10 protein-coding genes are annotated in these 16440 nt (G+C 63.0%); 8 read left to right on the forward strand and 2 right to left on the reverse strand.

Annotation, left to right across the window (positions count from 1 at the left end; translation table 11 throughout):
- Positions 1 to 117 precede the first annotated feature (117 nt).
- The 3 genes from LH365_RS15230 to LH365_RS15240 are packed head-to-tail and all read left to right on the forward strand — an operon-like array spanning position 118 to position 4518.
- On the forward strand, positions 118 to 1380 hold the full coding sequence (locus tag LH365_RS15230) for an efflux RND transporter periplasmic adaptor subunit (RefSeq protein WP_226746202.1): 1263 nt from the start codon (positions 118 to 120) through the stop codon (positions 1378 to 1380).
- 1 nt (position 1381) lies between these two features.
- Positions 1382 to 2062: an ABC transporter ATP-binding protein gene (locus tag LH365_RS15235; RefSeq protein ID WP_226746203.1), complete on the forward strand. Its 681-nt coding sequence runs from the start codon at positions 1382 to 1384 to the stop codon at positions 2060 to 2062.
- Positions 2063 to 2073: 11 nt separating this feature from the next.
- A complete protein-coding gene (locus tag LH365_RS15240) occupies positions 2074 to 4518 on the forward strand; it encodes an ABC transporter permease (protein ID WP_226746204.1) in 2445 nt (814 codons plus the stop codon).
- 44 nt (positions 4519 to 4562) lie between these two features.
- Here the strand turns inward: LH365_RS15240 and LH365_RS15245 are convergent, their stop codons facing one another.
- A complete protein-coding gene (locus LH365_RS15245; RefSeq protein WP_226746205.1) occupies positions 4563 to 5873 on the reverse strand; it encodes an MFS transporter in 1311 nt (436 codons plus the stop codon).
- Between the two features lie 290 nt (positions 5874 to 6163).
- Here LH365_RS15245 and LH365_RS15250 point away from each other — a divergent pair, with 290 nt between their 5' ends.
- The 5 genes from LH365_RS15250 to LH365_RS15270 all read left to right on the forward strand — a co-directional run bounded on the left by LH365_RS15250 (position 6164) and on the right by LH365_RS15270 (position 15582).
- A complete protein-coding gene (locus LH365_RS15250; protein ID WP_226746206.1) occupies positions 6164 to 7057 on the forward strand; it encodes an alpha/beta fold hydrolase in 894 nt (297 codons plus the stop codon).
- A 187-nt stretch (positions 7058 to 7244) separates the two neighbouring features.
- The gene (locus LH365_RS15255; RefSeq protein ID WP_226746207.1) at positions 7245 to 9602 is read left to right on the forward strand and encodes a glycoside hydrolase N-terminal domain-containing protein; all 2358 of its coding nucleotides are present in this window, start codon (positions 7245 to 7247) and stop codon (positions 9600 to 9602) included.
- Between the two features lie 111 nt (positions 9603 to 9713).
- The gene (locus LH365_RS15260) at positions 9714 to 11354 is read left to right on the forward strand and encodes a family 43 glycosylhydrolase (protein WP_226746208.1); all 1641 of its coding nucleotides are present in this window, start codon (positions 9714 to 9716) and stop codon (positions 11352 to 11354) included.
- Positions 11355 to 11356: 2 nt separating this feature from the next.
- Complete coding sequence (locus tag LH365_RS15265; protein ID WP_226746209.1) at positions 11357 to 12337, forward strand: pectinesterase family protein; 981 nt, start codon at positions 11357 to 11359, stop codon at positions 12335 to 12337.
- Positions 12338 to 12468: 131 nt separating this feature from the next.
- Positions 12469 to 15582, forward strand: coding sequence for a sugar-binding domain-containing protein (locus LH365_RS15270; protein ID WP_226746210.1), 3114 nt, complete (start codon positions 12469 to 12471; stop codon positions 15580 to 15582).
- On the opposite strand, the gene LH365_RS15275 is transcribed toward LH365_RS15270, so the two are convergent.
- Positions 15579 to 16328, reverse strand: coding sequence for an IclR family transcriptional regulator (locus LH365_RS15275; protein ID WP_226746211.1), 750 nt, complete (start codon positions 16326 to 16328; stop codon positions 15579 to 15581). The genes LH365_RS15270 and LH365_RS15275 overlap by 4 nt on opposite strands.
- Positions 16329 to 16440: the final 112 nt, after the last annotated feature.

A 16440-nucleotide genomic window follows, 5' to 3' on the forward strand; every position in this document is an offset into this window, starting at 1 on the left:
GAGGGCAAAAATCGCTAAAAATCAAGTAAAATGAATTATTTATATGAATTGAAAAGCCTGTGTTAGCGTTTTAACATGCCCGATAACGTCTTCTCTCCCTCTTCCGCATCCTCCTCAATGGACCGCAAGCGCCAGCGCGCCTGGTATCGACGCCGTCCGTTCCAGATCGCCGCTGCCGTGGCGGTGCTGGGCGCCGCGGCTCTTGCCGGCTACCTGTCCCTGCCGCAGTCCGGGACGATGGACATCGAGGTGCGCAGCCTTGAAACCGGTGAGGTGGTGCGCGCCCCCTATCAGGACTATGTGCCCTTGCGCGCCGAAGCCGTGCCGCTCGACACGGTCTACATCACCGCCGCTGCGGCCGGGCGCGTGCAGGCCGTGGCGGTCAGCGACGGCGACACCGTGGCCAAGGGCCAGGCTCTGGTCTATCTGGTCAATCCGGCCCTGACGCTCGATGTGTCGGCGCGCGAAGCCGATATTTCGGCGCGGCTGACCGACAATTCCAATCAGCTCATGGCGCTGAAGACAGCGCAGGAAAATCGCGAACAGGCGCTGGCCGACGCCTCTTATGCGCTGAGCCGCGCCGAGCAGGAACTGCAAAAGCGCCAGACCCTGCGTGAGAAGGGCTTTATCAACGATGCGGCCGTCAAGCCCTATGCCGACGAGGTAACCTATCAACGTCAGCGCGTCGCGGCGCTGAAAACCGCCCAGACCCCGGACAGCGAATTCTACGCCGGTCAGCGCCGTCAGGTGCAGGACAATGCGCAGGACCTGCGCCGTAATCTCGGCGATGTGCGCCGCGGTCTCGACGCCCTGACCATCACGGCCCCGGCCGAAGGCCGCCTGACGGCCTTTGGCCTCAAGCCGGGTCAGGCGGTGAAAGAGGGCGATCCGGTGGGGCAGGTCGATTCCGAGGGCCGTTACAAGCTGCGCGCCGAGGTCGACGAATTCTACCTGCAGCGCCTGTCCGAAGGGCAGAAGGCCGAGGCCAGCCTGCACGGTCAGCCGGTCGGCGTCGCCGTGTCCAAGGTCTTCCCGCAGGTGACCAATGGGCGTGTGGTGGCCGAACTGCAATTCGTCACGCCGCCGCCCGCGGACCTCAAACGCGGCGAAACCGTCGATATCCGCCTGAAACTGGGCCAGACGGCCCCGGCCATCCTCGCACCGACGGGGAGCTGGCTGACGGAATCGGGCGGGGCCTGGGTCTTTGTGCTCAACGCCAAGGGCGATCAGGCGACCCGCCGCGCCGTTACGGTCGGCCGCCGCAACCCCGAACAGGTCGAAATCCTCAGCGGCCTCAGGCCCGGCGAACGCATCGTCACCGCCGGCGTCTCCAACCTGCGCAATGCGCAACATCTTCGTCTCAAGCCGAGCCAGAATTGACATGATCGAACTTCAGAACGTTTCCCGCCTGTACCGGTCCGACGAGATCGAAACCACGGCTCTGCACAATATCAATCTCACCATCCGGCAGGGCGAGTTCGTCGCCATTATGGGCCCGTCGGGCTGCGGCAAGTCGACCCTGCTCAATACGCTGGGCACTATCGACCGGCCGACTTCCGGCGCCTATCTGTTCAACGGGGTCGATCTGGCCAGACTGAGCGAGGCGAAGCTGGCCCAGCACCGCGCCAGGCATCTGGGCTTCATCTTCCAGAGCTTCAATCTGGTGGACGACCTGACCATCTTTGAGAATATCGAGTTGGGTCTGCTCTATCGCACCGGTCAGAAAGGCTCGCGCCGTCAGGCCATAGAAGCCGCCATGGATCGCGTCGGTATCGCCCATCGCGCCCGCCACTTCCCGCATCAGCTTTCTGGCGGTCAGCAGCAGCGCGCCGCCATCGCCCGCGCTATTGTCGGCAATCCGGACCTGATCCTCGCCGACGAACCGACCGGCAATCTCGATACGGAAAACGGCGCACAGGTGATGGACATTCTCAAGGGTCTCAACGCAGCGGGCGCGACCATCGTCATGGTCACCCATTCGCCCAGCCACGCCGATCAGGCCAGCCGTCGTATCGACATTCTCGACGGCCAATTAGTCGCCTCCGTCGCCCAGATGTTGTGAGGACCGGTCAGATGCTTCGCTCCATATTCATCGCCTTCTGGCGCTCCTTCACCCGGCATCCCCTGTACGGCTTTCTCAACCTGCTGGGCCTGAGCCTCGGCATCGCCGTCTTTATCGCCCTCAGCCTGCTGTTCCGCTTTGAAACCCATTACGAGGACTGGAGCCCTGAACGCGAAAACATCTACACCTTCGGCACCCGTTACTTCTTTCCGGGTATGACCGACGAGGTGCGTGTGGGAGCCATGGGCGGGCTGACCGAAGAGTTGAAGGCCAGCTATCCGCAGCTTGTCACGGTGCGCGACTGGAGCAATTCGGCCACCGTGCATAAGGGCGCGGAGGTCTATTCCGAGCAGATTGAACTGGTCGATCCGGAGTTTCTCACCTTCTTCGCCGTGCCTCTGGTGGCGGGTGACGCCGCCAGTGCGCTCACCGATCCGGGCCATGTGGTCGTCAGTGAAGACATGGCGCGCAAATATTTCGGCACGACGCAGGCCCTGGGCAAGACCCTGACCCTCAGCGATGAGGAGGGCCGCCGTAACTACATCGTCAGCGCGGTGACCAGGGATCTGCCCAAGAATACCGAACTGAAACTAGGCATATTGCGCCGCCTGACGCCGCAGCGCACGGCGATGGAAACCGATACCTGGCATCACTGGGGTTCGTCGCAACTCATGGCTTTCGTCAAATTCCGCAATCGTGCCGAGGCGAAAGCCTTGCAGGCCCAGATGGATCGCTTCACCGACCGTCAGGTGGGCGACAGCTTCGGTCCGGGAATCAAGGGCAGCAGCGTGATGAAGCTGGTGGTGGTGCCGCTGGGCGACGTTCACCTGATCGATCCGAAGCAGGAAGCCGCCATCCTCACTCTGGGGCTGGTCGGTGTGGTGGCGCTGGTGCTGGCCTTGATCAACTACGTCAATCTGGCCACGGCGCGAGCCGGTCTGAGGGCGCGGGAAGTGGCGGTGCGAAAGACGCTGGGGGCGCGTCCTCTGGTCTTGCGTTTGCAGTTCATGGGCGAGGCCTTGCTGACCCTGTTGCTGGCCTTCCTGATCGGCCTGTCGCTGGTCGAGCTGAGCCTGCCGCTGATCAATGCGACCGGCGGATTGTCGCTGTCGCTCGACTACGCGGCGGACGCCCTGTGGCTGCTGGCCTTGCTGGGCATCGTCATGGCTGCGGGCATGGTGGCCGCGCTTTATCCGGCCTTCGCCCTGTCGGCCTTCAAACCGGCGCAGGTCTTGGCCTCAAGCCGCACCCCGGCGGGCGGGCGCATGGGCGTTCATTTGCGTGAGGCGCTGGTTATTCTGCAATTCGCGGCGGTGGTGGTCGCCTTTACCCTGATGCTGGGCTTCATTCGTCAGATCGACCATATCCAGACCGCCGATCTCGGTTTCAGGCGCGAAGGGCTGCTGCTGGTCAATTCGATCCGCGACACCCACATCACGCCGTCGCAGCGCGACGCCTTTCTGACGGCGACACGGGCCCTGCCCAGTGTCAGCGCGGCCAGCATCGCCAACGCCATTCCGGGCGACCAAAGCACGATGAATAACTCCAATATCGTGCGTCCGGGACAGGCTGACAGCGTCACCGAGTCTCCGTCGGTCAACTGGTCCATTGTGGGCCCGGACTATTTCGAACTGATCGGTGTAAAACGGGTCGCGGGCCGCGTGTTCGATTCCCGCTTTGCCGAAGATCAGATCTGGGACTGGGCCAAGGAAGAGCCCAATCGCGTGACCAATGTCGTCATCAGCCGTCTGACCGTAAAGCGCATGGGCTTTGCCTCACCGGAAGCGGCTATCGGGCAGCCGGCGCGTTTCAGCAATCGTCCGGTGCGTATCATCGGCGTGGTCGAGGACGTGCGCTTCTATCACCCGGCGGAAGTCATTCCGGCCAAGCTCTACCTGTTCGACCGTCATGTGTCGCAGTCGGCGGTCGGCTTTGTCCGCTATGCCGGGGTCAGCGAAAGCGTGATGCGCGAACGCCTGCGCAAGGCGTGGCGCGGGATCGCGCCGGACGTGCCGTTCGAAGTGAGTTCGGCGGCGGAAAACCTCGACAAATACTATAAGCCGGAACGCGACCGTTCCAACCTGTTCGGCGTGGGGGCAGGTGTGGCGGCACTGATCGGCTGCATCGGCCTTTACGGCATGGCGGCGTTCAATACGTCGCGCCGGGCGCGTGAGATCGGTCTGCGCAAGGTGTTGGGGGCCTCGCGCGGTCAGGTGGTGCGCTTGCTGACGCTGCAGTTTCTGCGCCCGGTGCTGATCGCCAGCGTCATTGCCTGGCCGCTGGCCTGGCTGGCCTTGGGGCGGTGGTTGTCGCAGTTCGACGACGCCATCGGCATCAGCCCGCTGTTTTTCGTCATCGCCACGGCGGCGGCGCTGATCATCGCGCTGGGGACGGTGGGCGGGCTGGCGCTGGCCAGCGCTTCGACCGAGCCGGGCAAGGCGCTCAGACACCAGTGAGGCAAGCCAAAAGCCCGTTCAGGTGGGAACGGGCTTTTCTGCTTTTACCCCTTCAGAATTTTTTCTTCGGGCACTTTTTCGAGTCTGGGCGCGAGGGTGTGGATGACGAAGATGGCGATGAGGTAGGCCGAACCGGCGACGATGAAGATCGGCTGGTACGACTTGAACAGCTCCAGAATATAGCCGTTATAGGTGGTCATCAGCATACCGCCGATGGCGCCGGCCATGCCGCCGATGCCTATGACCGAGGCTACGGCCTGTTTCGGGAACAGGTCGGACGGCAGGGTCATCAGATTGGCCGACCAGGCCTGATGCGAGGCGGCCGCCAGGCCGATGATGGCGACCGCGCCCCACAGATTGTCGACGAACTGCGCGGCGACGATGGGGGTGACGAGCAGCGCGCACATCAGCATGGTCGATTTGCGCGCGGCATTGGCGCTGCGCCCGGCCTGCATCTGTTTCGAGGAGGCCCAGCCGCCGAAGATCGAACCGAAGTCGGCCAGCAGATAAACGGCGATCAGGGCCGGGCCGAAGGTCTTGAGATCGAGGCCGTGGCGCTTGTTGAGGAAGTCCGGCAGCCAGAAGAGATAGAGCCACCAGATGGGATCGGTGAGAAACTTGCCCAGCGCATAGGCCCAGGTCTGACGGAAGGTCAAAAGCTTGAACCACGAAATCCTGGCGGCGGGCGCGGCGGCTTCGGCGGGCGTGTCGTCGGACTGAATGTGCGCCAGTTCGGCCGGCGACACCCTGGGGTGCTTGTGCGGCTGACGGTACATGATCAGCCAGGCGATCAGCCACAGGGCCGTCACAATGCCGATGGAGATGAACGCCGCGCGCCACCCGAAGGCCAGGGTGATGGCGGGGACGAGCAGGGGGGTGATGATCGGGCCCATGGCGGTGCCGGCGTTGAAGATGCCGACGGCCTGAGCGCGCTCTTTCTGCGGGAACCATTCCGACACGGCCTTCAGCGAGGCCGGGAAGGAGCCGGATTCGCCGAAGCCGAGGATGGAGCGGGCGATGGCGAACTGGGTGACGCTGTGGATCAGGCCGTGGCCGATGGAGGCGACGGTCCAGATGGTGAAGGCCACGGCGTACCCGATGCGCACGCCGACGGCGTCGATGATCCGCCCGAAGGTCAGGAAGCCCACGGCGTAGAAGCACTGGAACCAGAAGACGATATTGGCGTAGTCGATCTCGTTCCACTGAAGCTCGCCTTGCAGCGTGGGCTTCAGGATGCCGATCATCTGGCGGTCGATATAGTTGATCCCGATGGCGATGAACAACAAGGCGCAAATCACCCAACGGTAGCGCCCGATTCCCTTGGTGGAGTAGGCACGGTCCCCCGTATCGCTCATTCTGACGCTTCCTTTTTGTTTCTGTAGGCATTGATCGCCCGTCAGGCGGGCGGTTCGTATTTTTGCGGCGCCTGTGACACCGGTGGCGCAACCTATGCCGAGGCGTGAGGGCGTGAAAAGAGGTAAAACGCCGGCGGGCGAAATGAAAACGATTGCGGGTCTGTTAAATCGGTTGCCGGGTGTGTCGGCGTCATGTTGGGTATCTGGTAGCTATCTGTTGAGGTGAAGCTTTCGGCATTGACATGCCGGACTGGATGCCGAAGGCTCGGAAGGTGCGACAGGAGGGCTTTATGCCGGACATGCCCCAACCGTATCAGGATGTATATTACCGCAGCGGGCTGGATACGATGGGTGCGGGCCGATTGGCGCTTTATGCCCGCGACTACACTCCTCAGGCGTCGCGCGCGGTCATCTGCCTGCACGGTCTGACGCGAAACAGCGCCGATTTCGAGCCATTGATGGCGCAGTTGCCGCCGACGCACCGGTTTGTCGTACCTGACGTCCGGGGACGGGGGCGGTCGCAACGGGACGAGGCGGCGGCGAACTACACGCTGGGCATCTATGTGCAGGACGTACTGGCCCTGATGACCCATCTGAATATCGAGCGGGCGACCTTTATCGGCACTTCGATGGGGGGGCTGATTTCGATGGTGCTGGCGGCGATGGCGCCGCCGCGCGTGCGCGGGATCGTGCTCAACGACGTCGGGCCGAAGCTGTCGCCCGAAGGGCTGGAGCGCATTCGGTCCTATGTCGGCAAAGGCAAGCCCGCGACGACCTGGGCCGAGGCCGCGGAGGCGACGGCGCGCATCAATGCCGCCGCCTTCCCGGATTTCGGGCCTGAGGACTGGATGGCCTTTGCGCGGCGCACCCATGTCGAGATCGACGGTCGCCCTGTCGCCGCCTATGACACGGCTATTGCCGAAGGCATGGCCCCTGCGAGCGAAGCGGTCGCACCGCCGGAGCTTTGGGAATTATGGGCAGGCCTGAAAGACCTTCCCGTTCTGGCTATACGCGGTGGGCTCTCGGACCTTTTGTCGGCGCAAACGCTGGAGCGCATGGTGCGCGAACATCCGCAAACCCGGTCTCTGACCCTGCCGAACCGGGGCCACGCCCCCATCCTCGATGAGCCTGAAGCGGTAACGGCTATTCGAGCATTCCTGCACGATCAGGACGCGCTGGACTGATCGATTCCGGACCTGCCGGTCATAAGGGCAACCTGATTTTCACACGCATGTTTTGCTCGGCGGTTCGAAGGGTCGCTGTATCGGGTTGCGGACATCCCTCTCGCATCGTGATCTTTTTTTGCTCGGAACGCTTTCGTTCGTCGGTGAAACGGCTATTGTCCAGTGAAACAAAAATATACGGGAGACTATGGTGACCCTAAGCCGTCGTGAAACGCTCAAACTGTCCGCTGGTCTGTCTCTGGCGGCGCTGATGCCGCAGGTGGCGAAAGCCGGGCCGACCGCCGCCACGGGCAATGATCTGACCCTGTGGTACAACGCCCCGGCGGTCGAATGGACCGAGGCCCTGCCGCTGGGCAACGGGCGTCTGGGGGCCATGGTCTTCGGCGGCGTGGCGCGCGAGCGGCTGCAACTGAACGAGGACACCCTCTATGCCGGCGCGCCTTATCAACCGGCCAATCCCGCCGGTCCGGCGGCGCTTCCCGAAATCCGCAAGCTGATCTTCGACGGCAGGTATCTGGAGGCCCAGGAACTGATTCAGGCGAAGTTCATGGGCAATCCCATGCGGCAGGTGTCGTATCAGACGATCGGCGAACTGGCCCTGACCTTCGGACCGTCCTCCAATGCCTCGGCCTATCGTCGCGAACTGGACCTGACCCGGGCCCTATCGACCGTCACCTATCGTCAGGACGGCGTGACCTACAGACGCGAAACCTTCATCACGCCCGTCGATCAGGTGCTGGTCATGCGCCTCAGTGCCGACAAGCCGGGCCAGATCGGCTTCCACCTCAATTTCGAGACGCCGCAGGTGGGGGCGGTGCGTGTCGAAAACGCGCAGGAGATCGTCCTGTCGGGCCGCAACGGGGGCCACAACGGCAAGGAAGGGGCGTTGCGCTTCGAGAGCCGCGTGCGCGTGGTCGCCACCGGCGGCCATCAGACGGCAGGGCAGGACGGGCTGGACGTGAAGGGGGCCGACAGCGTGCTGGTCTACATGGCGGCGGCAACTAATTACAAGTCCTTCCGCGACGTGTCCGGCGAACCGACCGCTCTCACCAGAGGCCAGATCGACAAGGCGGCGGCCAGGTCCTACGACGATCTTTATGCCGCGCATCTGACCGCGCACAAGGCGCTGTTCGATCGGGTGAATGTCGATTTCGGGCGCACGGAATTCGCCGACCTGCCGACCAATGAACGCATCGCCAGGTCGCAGACGCAGAACGATCCGGCGCTGGCCGCGCTCTATTTCCAGTACGGTCGCTACCTGTTGATCTCGTGTTCGCGGCCCGGCACTCAGCCGGCCAATCTGCAAGGCCTGTGGAACGAGAAGCTCAACGCCCCGTGGGGCGGCAAGTACACGATCAACATCAATACCGAGATGAACTACTGGCCTGCCGAGCCGACGGCCCTGCCGGAACTGACCGAGCCGCTGATCCAGATGGTGAAGGACATTTCCGTCACCGGGGCGGAGACGGCGAAAATCATGTACGGCGCGCGCGGTTGGGTCACGCATCACAATACCGATCTGTGGCGCGCCACCGCGCCCATCGACGCCGCCTTCTACGGCACCTGGCCGACCGGCGGGGCCTGGCTGTGCCTGCACCTGTGGGACCGTTACGACTATGGGCGCGACCCGGCCTATCTGAAAGAAATCTATCCGATCCTGAAAGGGGCGTCGCAGTTCTTCCTCGACACGTTGGTGAAGGACCCGGCGTCGGGCTACATGGTCACCGCGCCGTCTATTTCTCCGGAAAACCGTCACAAGTTCGGCACCTCGATCTGCGCGGGCCCGACCATGGACATGCAGATTATCCGCGACCTGTTCTCCAACACTATCGCGGCGGCGGAAATCCTGAAGACCGATAAGGCCTTCCGTGCCGAAACCGCCGCCATGCGCGACAAGCTGGCGCCCAACCGGATCGGCAAGGCCGGTCAGCTTCAGGAGTGGAAGGACGACTGGGACATGGAGGCGCACGACATGCACCACCGTCACGTCTCGCATCTCTACGGTCTGTTCCCCTCGCACCAGATCACTACGCGCAAGACGCCGGAACTGGCGGCAGCCGCGAAAAAGTCGCTGGAACTGCGCGGCGATATGTCGACCGGCTGGGCCATCGGCTGGCGCATCAATCTGTGGGCGCGGCTGGGCGAGGGCGAGCGCACCCACAGCATTCTGAAACTTCTGCTGGGGCCTGAGCGCACCTATCCCAACCTGTTCGACGCCCACCCGCCGTTCCAGATCGACGGCAATTTCGGCGGCACGTCGGGCATGACCGAAATGCTGATGCAGTCCTACAATGACGAGATCATCCTGCTGCCGGCCCTGCCGACCGCCTGGCCCAAAGGGAAGATCACGGGCCTGAAGGCGCGGGGCGGCTTCACCGTAGACCTGCACTGGGCCGACATGACGCTGGACAAGGTCACGGTCACCAGCGCCTTCGGCGAGGCCGCGACGCTGTCACTGGGGGCGCACAAACTGCCGCTGAGGCTGAAAAAAGGGCAGTCGGCGACCTTCGGTCTCGGTGCAAACGGTTTCGTTCGGCAAGCGTGAGTCTCCGCCTCATATAAGGGATGATACCGGTATCATTTTGGGTTGACGGCCAGCGCTTTCGCGGACAAAGATGCGGCAACGATATAAAAATCCTCAGAAGGAAATGCCAAAATGACGACGGACAGGCGCAATGCGCTTAAGGGCCTGGGCTTGGGCGCGCTTATGTTCGGTGCGCCGGCCGCTGCTGAAGCCGCGGTGAAGAAAAAAGCGGCCCCCGCCAAACCCCAAAGCCCTAAAAAGTCGTGGCTCAAGGGTATCGAAGGTCAGCGTCAGCCGGATCTCGGCGATGGCACCTTCCTCAATCCGATCATGGCCGGGGACCATCCCGACCCGTCGATCCTGAAGGACGGCGAAGACTACTATATGACCTTTTCGACCTTCGACGCCTATCCCGGTCTGGTGATCTGGCATTCGAAGGATATGGTCAACTGGCGGCCGATCGGCCCGGCCCTGACCAGAAATGTCGGTTCGGTGTGGGCGCCGGAACTGTGCAAGCACAAGGGCCGCTTCTACCTCTATATCCCGACCAAGAAGACGTCCGCGCCGGAGTCCAGAACGACCTCGTGGGTCATCTGGGCTGACAAGATCGAAGGCCCGTGGTCGGAGCCTGTCGATCTCGACCTGCCGCGTCATATCGACCCCGGCCATGCGGTCGGCGAAGACGGTTCGCGCTGGCTGTTCCTGTCGGGCGGCGACCGCGTGCGCCTGTCCGACGACGGCCTGTCGAAGGCGGGTGAGGTCGAGCACGTCTACGACCCGTGGCGCTATCCGTCGGACTGGGTGGTCGAAGGCTTCGCCCCCGAAGGCCCCAAGGTGACCCGTCATGGCGACTACTATTACCTGATCCTCGCCGTCGGCGGCACGGCGGGTCCGCCGACCGGCCACATGGTCATCGCGGCGCGTTCGAAGTCGATCAACGGCCCGTGGGAGCAGCATCCGCGCAACCCGCTGGTGCGCACGATCTCGCTGGAGGAAAAGTGGTGGTCGCGCGGTCACGCGACGCTGGTCGAAGGGCCTTCTGGCGACTGGTGGGGCGTCTATCACGGCTATGAAAACGGCTTCTGGACGCTGGGGCGGCAGACGCTTCTGGCCCCGGTGACGTGGTCGAAAGACGGTTGGTTCGATTTCGGCGGCGGCGACCTGTCGAAGCCGATCAAGAAGCCTGCGGGCGGCAAGCCGCACGGCCATCAGCCGGCGCACGGTTTCGCCCTGTCGGACGATTTCTCGACCGACAAGTACGGCGTTCAGTGGAATTTCTTCAATCCGTCCGCCGCCGAGAAGAGCCGTATCCGCCGCGAAAACGGCGGGCTGCATCTCAAGGCCGCCGGTGAGGCCCCAAGTTCCAGCGCGCCGCTGATCACCATTGTCGGCGATCCGGCCTATGAGATCGAGATGGAAATCGAGATCGATGACGGCGTGCGCGCCGGGCTGCTGCTGTTCTACGACACCAAACTCTACTGCGGTTTGGGGTTTGATACCAAAAACTTCGTCACGCACCAGTACGGCATCGAACGGGGGCGTCCGACTAATCCGCACGGCCGCAAGATGTGGATGAGGCTGCGCAACGACCGCCATATCGTCACGTTCGACACCTCGTCGGATGGCCAGACGTGGAAGCGTTTCGATCGCGGCATGGAGGTGTCGGGCTATCATCACAATGTGCGCGGCGGCTTCCTGATGCTGAAACCCGGCTTCTACGCCGCCGGGCAGGGCGAGGCGCGCTTCAAGAGCTTCAAATATAAGGCGCTGTAATCATGGTGGATTCGATCCAGCTCAATCGCCGCGTCTTTTGCGGTGCGGGGGCGCTTGCGCTCATTTCGACCGCGCCGGCTTTGGCGCAGACGCGTCCTGTCGTGCGGGTCCCGGCGGATCATAAGACGCTGGCCGCAGCCTTTGCCGCCTTGCCCGACACGGGTGGGACGGTGGAAATTGCGCCGGGCACCTATCGCGAGAAACTGACCCTATCCAAGCCTGACGTGCATCTGGTCGGCAAGGGCAAAAAGCCCGAAGACGTGATCATCGTCTGGGGCGACAGCGCCAGGATGGCCGGTGGGACAGGCAAGTCGTCCTCTTTCACCGTCAATGGCGACGGCTTCCGCGTCAGCAATCTGACCATCCAGAACGATTACCATCTCAACCAGCCGGATACTCCGTCTCAGGCCGTGGCCCTGTCGATCAATGCCGACCGCGCCGTGTTGACGAAGGTGCGGCTGCTGGGGGCGCAGGACACGCTCTATGCAGCGTCGAAAAAGCCGACCGTGCCCAGCCGTCAATATTACAGGGACTGCTATATCGAAGGGCATGTCGACTTCATCTTCGGCAACGCCTTGGCCTTTTTCGACCATTGCCACCTGCATATCATCGAGCGAGACGGGGCCTTCATCACCGCCCACAGCCGCACGGCGGCGACCGAGACGACGGCCTACGTCTTCGATCACTGCCGCATCACCACGGCGGGGAGCGGCACCTATTATTTGGGTCGGGCGTGGCGGCCCTATGCGCAGGTGGTGTTCCTCGACACGCGCATCGACGGAAAGATCCACCCCGAAGGCTGGCGCGAATGGACGCCAGGCAAGACCGAGACCTACGCCACGGCGCACTATGCTGAATACAATTCCAGCGGGTCGGGCGGCGATATGAGCCAGCGCGTCTTCTGGGCGAAAAAACTGACGGCGGATCAGGCGGCCAAATGGCGGCTTGAGGCCGTGTTCCCGGATCGTAGCTGGATAAGTTAATTCCTTCTCCCTTGAGGGAGAAGGTGCCGCGATAGCGGCGGATGAGGGGGAGTTTCACGCTTCTACCTCTTTACCCCCCTCACCCCAGCCCTCTCCCTCAAGGGAGAGGGGGCATGGAGGCAGATACTGCCATGACCCAACACGATCGCCGCAACTTTCTCACTGTCTCTGCCGCGGGGGCAGCCGCCGCTGCTGTGGCCGCCCCCTCAGCGGAAGCAGAGACGTCTGCGTGGGGTGTTCCCGACGAAGGCTGGAACGTGTGGATCGACGAAAAGGCCGCTTATAAGGACGACGTCATCTATCTGCCCGCGCAGGCAGACCTGAGAACCTTACCGGTCAATCCGCCGACCGGGGGCTGGGCCGCCCTGACGACCGACGTGACGGTGACCCTGCCGGCGACGGTCGAGCAGCATTTCTGGGGCCGGTTCGGTCTGCGCCCCTATACGGGCGATGAGTATCGCTATGCCGAAGACGACAATGTGCCGCAGAACGGCGCCTATCGCGGCGTATCGTGGTGGTGGCGTGAGATCAGCATTCCGACGGACGCCAAGGGCAAGCGCGTCCTGCTGCACATTCGTGGCGCGCGCCTGCGGGCCGAGGTTTTCCTCAATGAAAAGCTGGTCGGCTATTCGATCCTGTCGGAGCAGCCTTTCGACTGTGATCTGACGGCGGCGATGACTCCGGGCGGGACGAACCGTCTGGCCATCCGCATCACCAATCCCGGCGGGCGCTACGACTGGCGCGATTCCACCACCATGATGTGGGGCAAGCTCAAGCTGTTCGCCTCGCACGGTTTCGGCGGGCTCGATCGCGGCATGTCCTTAAGCGTCCATCCGCTCGACAGCCATATCGAAGACGCGTGGGTGCTCAATACGCCTGACGCGCGCAAGGTGACCGCCCACATGCAGGTGCGGCTGAACGGCCCGATCACCGCAGCGGACCTCGCCAAGCGTGGCTCGGTCCTGTTGCTGGGGCCGGACGGCAAGCCGTTCAAGGCGCAGACCCGACTGAAAAGCGCGAAGATCGAGGACGGTCTGGCGACGGTGGTCTTCGACCTTCATGCGGCGGAGGCGAAGCTGTGGGATCTGAAAAACCGCCATCTCTATCACCTGCGTTTCGACTGGAAGGGCGCGCCCGGCGTGTCGTCCAAAACCGTGCGTTTCGGTTTCCGCTGGTTCGCCGTCGAAGGCATCGGCGCCAACGCCCTGTTGCGGCTGAACGGCAGGCGCATCAAGCTCTACTCGGCGATTTCCTGGGGCTATTGGGGCTATAACGGCATGTGGCCGACGCCCGCTCTGGCGCGGCGCGAGGTCGAAGCGGCGCAAGCCTTGGGCCTCAATACGCTGCACGCCCACCGCAATGTCGGCAAACACGATGTTTTCGACCGGCAGGACGAACTGGGCCTGTTGCGCGTCATGGAGCCGGGCGGTGGCCGCCACGCCATCGGCCGCGATCTCAAGCCGGGCGAGAGCCTGTCCGACGCCGATGCCTTCAGCCGCGCCTATATGATCGAGAAGTGCCGCCTGATGGCGAAGACCTTCCGCTCGCACCCGTCTCTGGCCCACTACACGCTGCAGAATGAGATCGGGGCCAATCTGCAAAACCCCGACGTGCAAAATGTACTAAAGGTCATCCACGACGAAGACCCGTCGCGCACGGTCATTCTCAATGACGGCTTCGTCAAGCGCGGTGCGGCGCAGGCCATGTATCTGGCCTATAATGATCACTATTTCCGTTCGGATGTCGAACCGTTCGGCGGCTGGTGGGTCGAGCATCAGGGCGCCGGCGATCAGTGGTACGACAAGTTCTATCAGTCGAAAGACAGCTATATCCACTATCAGACCGGTAAACCCTATATCGTCGAATTCGGCGAAATGCAGGGCTGCGCCACCGGCGACAACCACGTGCTGATGGTCGCCGACATCCTCGCCAACGGCGGCAAGTCCTACGACCTGGAGGATCACAGGGTCATTGTCGAAAAGACCTCGGCCTATCTGGATAAATGGGGCTTTCGCAAAGCCTTTCCGACGACCGAGAGCCTGTTCCTGTCGGTCGGGCGCAAGGTCTACGACGCCTGGCAGAACTATCTGGAAAACATCCGCATCGGCGACGAAGTCGATATAGCCGCGATTTCCGGCTGGGAAACGACGGCCATCGAAAATCATTCGGGGATCGTCGACAACCTGCGCTATTTCAAGGCCAATCCCGACCTGCTGCGCAACAGCCTGCTGCCCGTGCGTCCCATCGCCAAACAGCGTAAGCTGGCCTATGCGACGGGCGAGGTGGCGGGACTCGACATCTATCTGCTCAACGACACGGACGAACAGATAAAGGGCGAGATGATCCTCAGCCTGATCGCGCCGGACAACACCGTGACGGAAATCGCCCGCTACCCCGCGCCGACACATGTGAAGGACCAGTTCCGCTACGTGCTGGCGGAAAAGGTCGTGACGCCGGTCCTGACCAAACCCGGCCTCAATAAGGTGCAGATCGAACTGAAAGGCTATCCGACCTTCGTGCGCGAACTGTGGGTGGTCGACGGCAAGGCGGCTTTCAAAACCCCGCTGAAGATCGCCTTGTCGGGCGTCGCCAGGTCCTTCCGCGATCAGTTGAGCGCCATTCCCGGCGTCGTCTTCGAAGACTTCAAGGCGAAGATCCGATACGACGCCATCATCGCGTCGGGTCTCAAGGCCGACGAGATCGCCAGGCGTCAGGTCGGCGAACAGACCGGTCTCGAAGCCCAGCCCAAGGCCGGTGAAAAGCCCAAACTTGTGCTCGGCGAACTGCCGGCCGATGTGTTGGCCGCCGTCAAGGCCGGGACGCCGCTGCTGGCCTATGTGCCGGAGGACGGTCTGGCCGAGGGGGTGGCCCGGCAGTTGTCGGAACTGGGCCTGTTCTCTTATGCCGGGCAGGTCGGCAATCTGCGCGCGCCATGGATGGGCAACTGGAACTATCTGCGCGCCCACCCCATCTTCGACGGCCTGCCGGTCGATCAGGCCACCAGCGTCTGGCATCAGATCGAGGGGCAGCCGTCGAACGGCCTGCTGATCGACGGGCCGGTAATTGGGCCGGACGGGATCGAGGTCATCGCCGCCTACAGCCGCGACCACGACCGCGACAACGGCGCGGCGACCTTTACGGTGCGCAAGGACGGTATGAAGGTGCTGGTCCACCGCCTCCCGGACATGGTGGCGCCGCTGCAAAAGCGCTTCCTGATCAATGCGATCAACTGGTTAAGTGCTTAATAGAGTTCGGAAGAAATCGCCTGCGCCGTTTCGCGCAGGCGTTCCAGCACCTGAGGCTTGTCCATGTGGCAGACCACGTGCGTCATGAAGGGCACGATCAGCGCCGCCACGGCGTGGGTCGAACGTCCGGCAAAGAGCGGTACGGCCAGATCGGTAATGCCCAGCGTATAGGCGCTGTCGCGCACCAGATAGCCGTGCGTCTTCGCCGCGCGCGCTTCGCTGAGGAAGGTGCGCATCAGGTCGCGGTCGATGCGCCCGCGCATGGTGTGATACCAGTTCAACTGATCGCGCAGCGGTTGGAAAGCATAGATCAGCCGCCCCGATGTCGCCGTGGCGGCCGGCGCGCGAAAGCCGACCTTGACCCCGAAGGCGGTCATGCTCTCGCTCTCGGCGCGGGCGATGGCGACGATGTGCTCGCGCGACAGGACGGTCATGTGGCATGATTGCTCGCTGTCGCGGGCCAGGGCGCGCATGTGGGGCAGGGCGGTCTCGATCAGGCTCTGGCGCGGCGGGTAGAGCATGCCGAAGTCGAAAAGACGGCTGGTCATGGCGTAGCGGCCCGCCGCGTCGCGCCGCAGATAACCCTTCGATTCCAGCGTCAGAATCATGCGGTAGATCTCGGCCTTGGAACGGCCCACCCCGGCGCAGATTTCGCCTATGCTCAGCGATCCGGGCCGCCCGGCCAGAAACTCTATGATCTCTATGCCTTTTTCGAGGGCGGGGGCGCTGTAGGTCGGTTCGGACATCGGGCTTCCATCTGTACGATTGCCCTGTGATAGCCGTTTCGCGCCAAAGCGTCAAAAGGCCATCTTTTGAAGGTCGGTTCGGCGAGAAATCATCTCGTCGAACGTCTGTGGG

Origin of the sequence: Asticcacaulis sp. AND118, assembly GCF_020535245.1 — a bacterium.
Taxonomy (GTDB): domain Bacteria; phylum Pseudomonadota; class Alphaproteobacteria; order Caulobacterales; family Caulobacteraceae; genus Asticcacaulis.

Excerpts from the sequence above, each read along its gene's own strand:
- LH365_RS15230 (WP_226746202.1), top strand. The coding sequence starts at position 118 with ATGGACCGCAAGCGCCAGCGCGCCTGGTATCGACGCCGTCCGTTCCAG.
- LH365_RS15235 (WP_226746203.1), top strand. The coding sequence starts at position 1,382 with ATGATCGAACTTCAGAACGTTTCCCGCCTGTACCGGTCCGACGAGATC.
- LH365_RS15240 (WP_226746204.1), top strand. The coding sequence starts at position 2,074 with ATGCTTCGCTCCATATTCATCGCCTTCTGGCGCTCCTTCACCCGGCAT.
- LH365_RS15245 (WP_226746205.1), bottom strand. The coding sequence starts at position 5,873 with ATGAGCGATACGGGGGACCGTGCCTACTCCACCAAGGGAATCGGGCGC.
- LH365_RS15250 (WP_226746206.1), top strand. The coding sequence starts at position 6,164 with ATGCCGGACATGCCCCAACCGTATCAGGATGTATATTACCGCAGCGGG.
- LH365_RS15255 (WP_226746207.1), top strand. The coding sequence starts at position 7,245 with ATGGTGACCCTAAGCCGTCGTGAAACGCTCAAACTGTCCGCTGGTCTG.
- LH365_RS15260 (WP_226746208.1), top strand. The coding sequence starts at position 9,714 with ATGACGACGGACAGGCGCAATGCGCTTAAGGGCCTGGGCTTGGGCGCG.
- LH365_RS15265 (WP_226746209.1), top strand. The coding sequence starts at position 11,357 with ATGGTGGATTCGATCCAGCTCAATCGCCGCGTCTTTTGCGGTGCGGGG.
- LH365_RS15270 (WP_226746210.1), top strand. The coding sequence starts at position 12,469 with ATGACCCAACACGATCGCCGCAACTTTCTCACTGTCTCTGCCGCGGGG.
- LH365_RS15275 (WP_226746211.1), bottom strand. The coding sequence starts at position 16,328 with ATGTCCGAACCGACCTACAGCGCCCCCGCCCTCGAAAAAGGCATAGAG.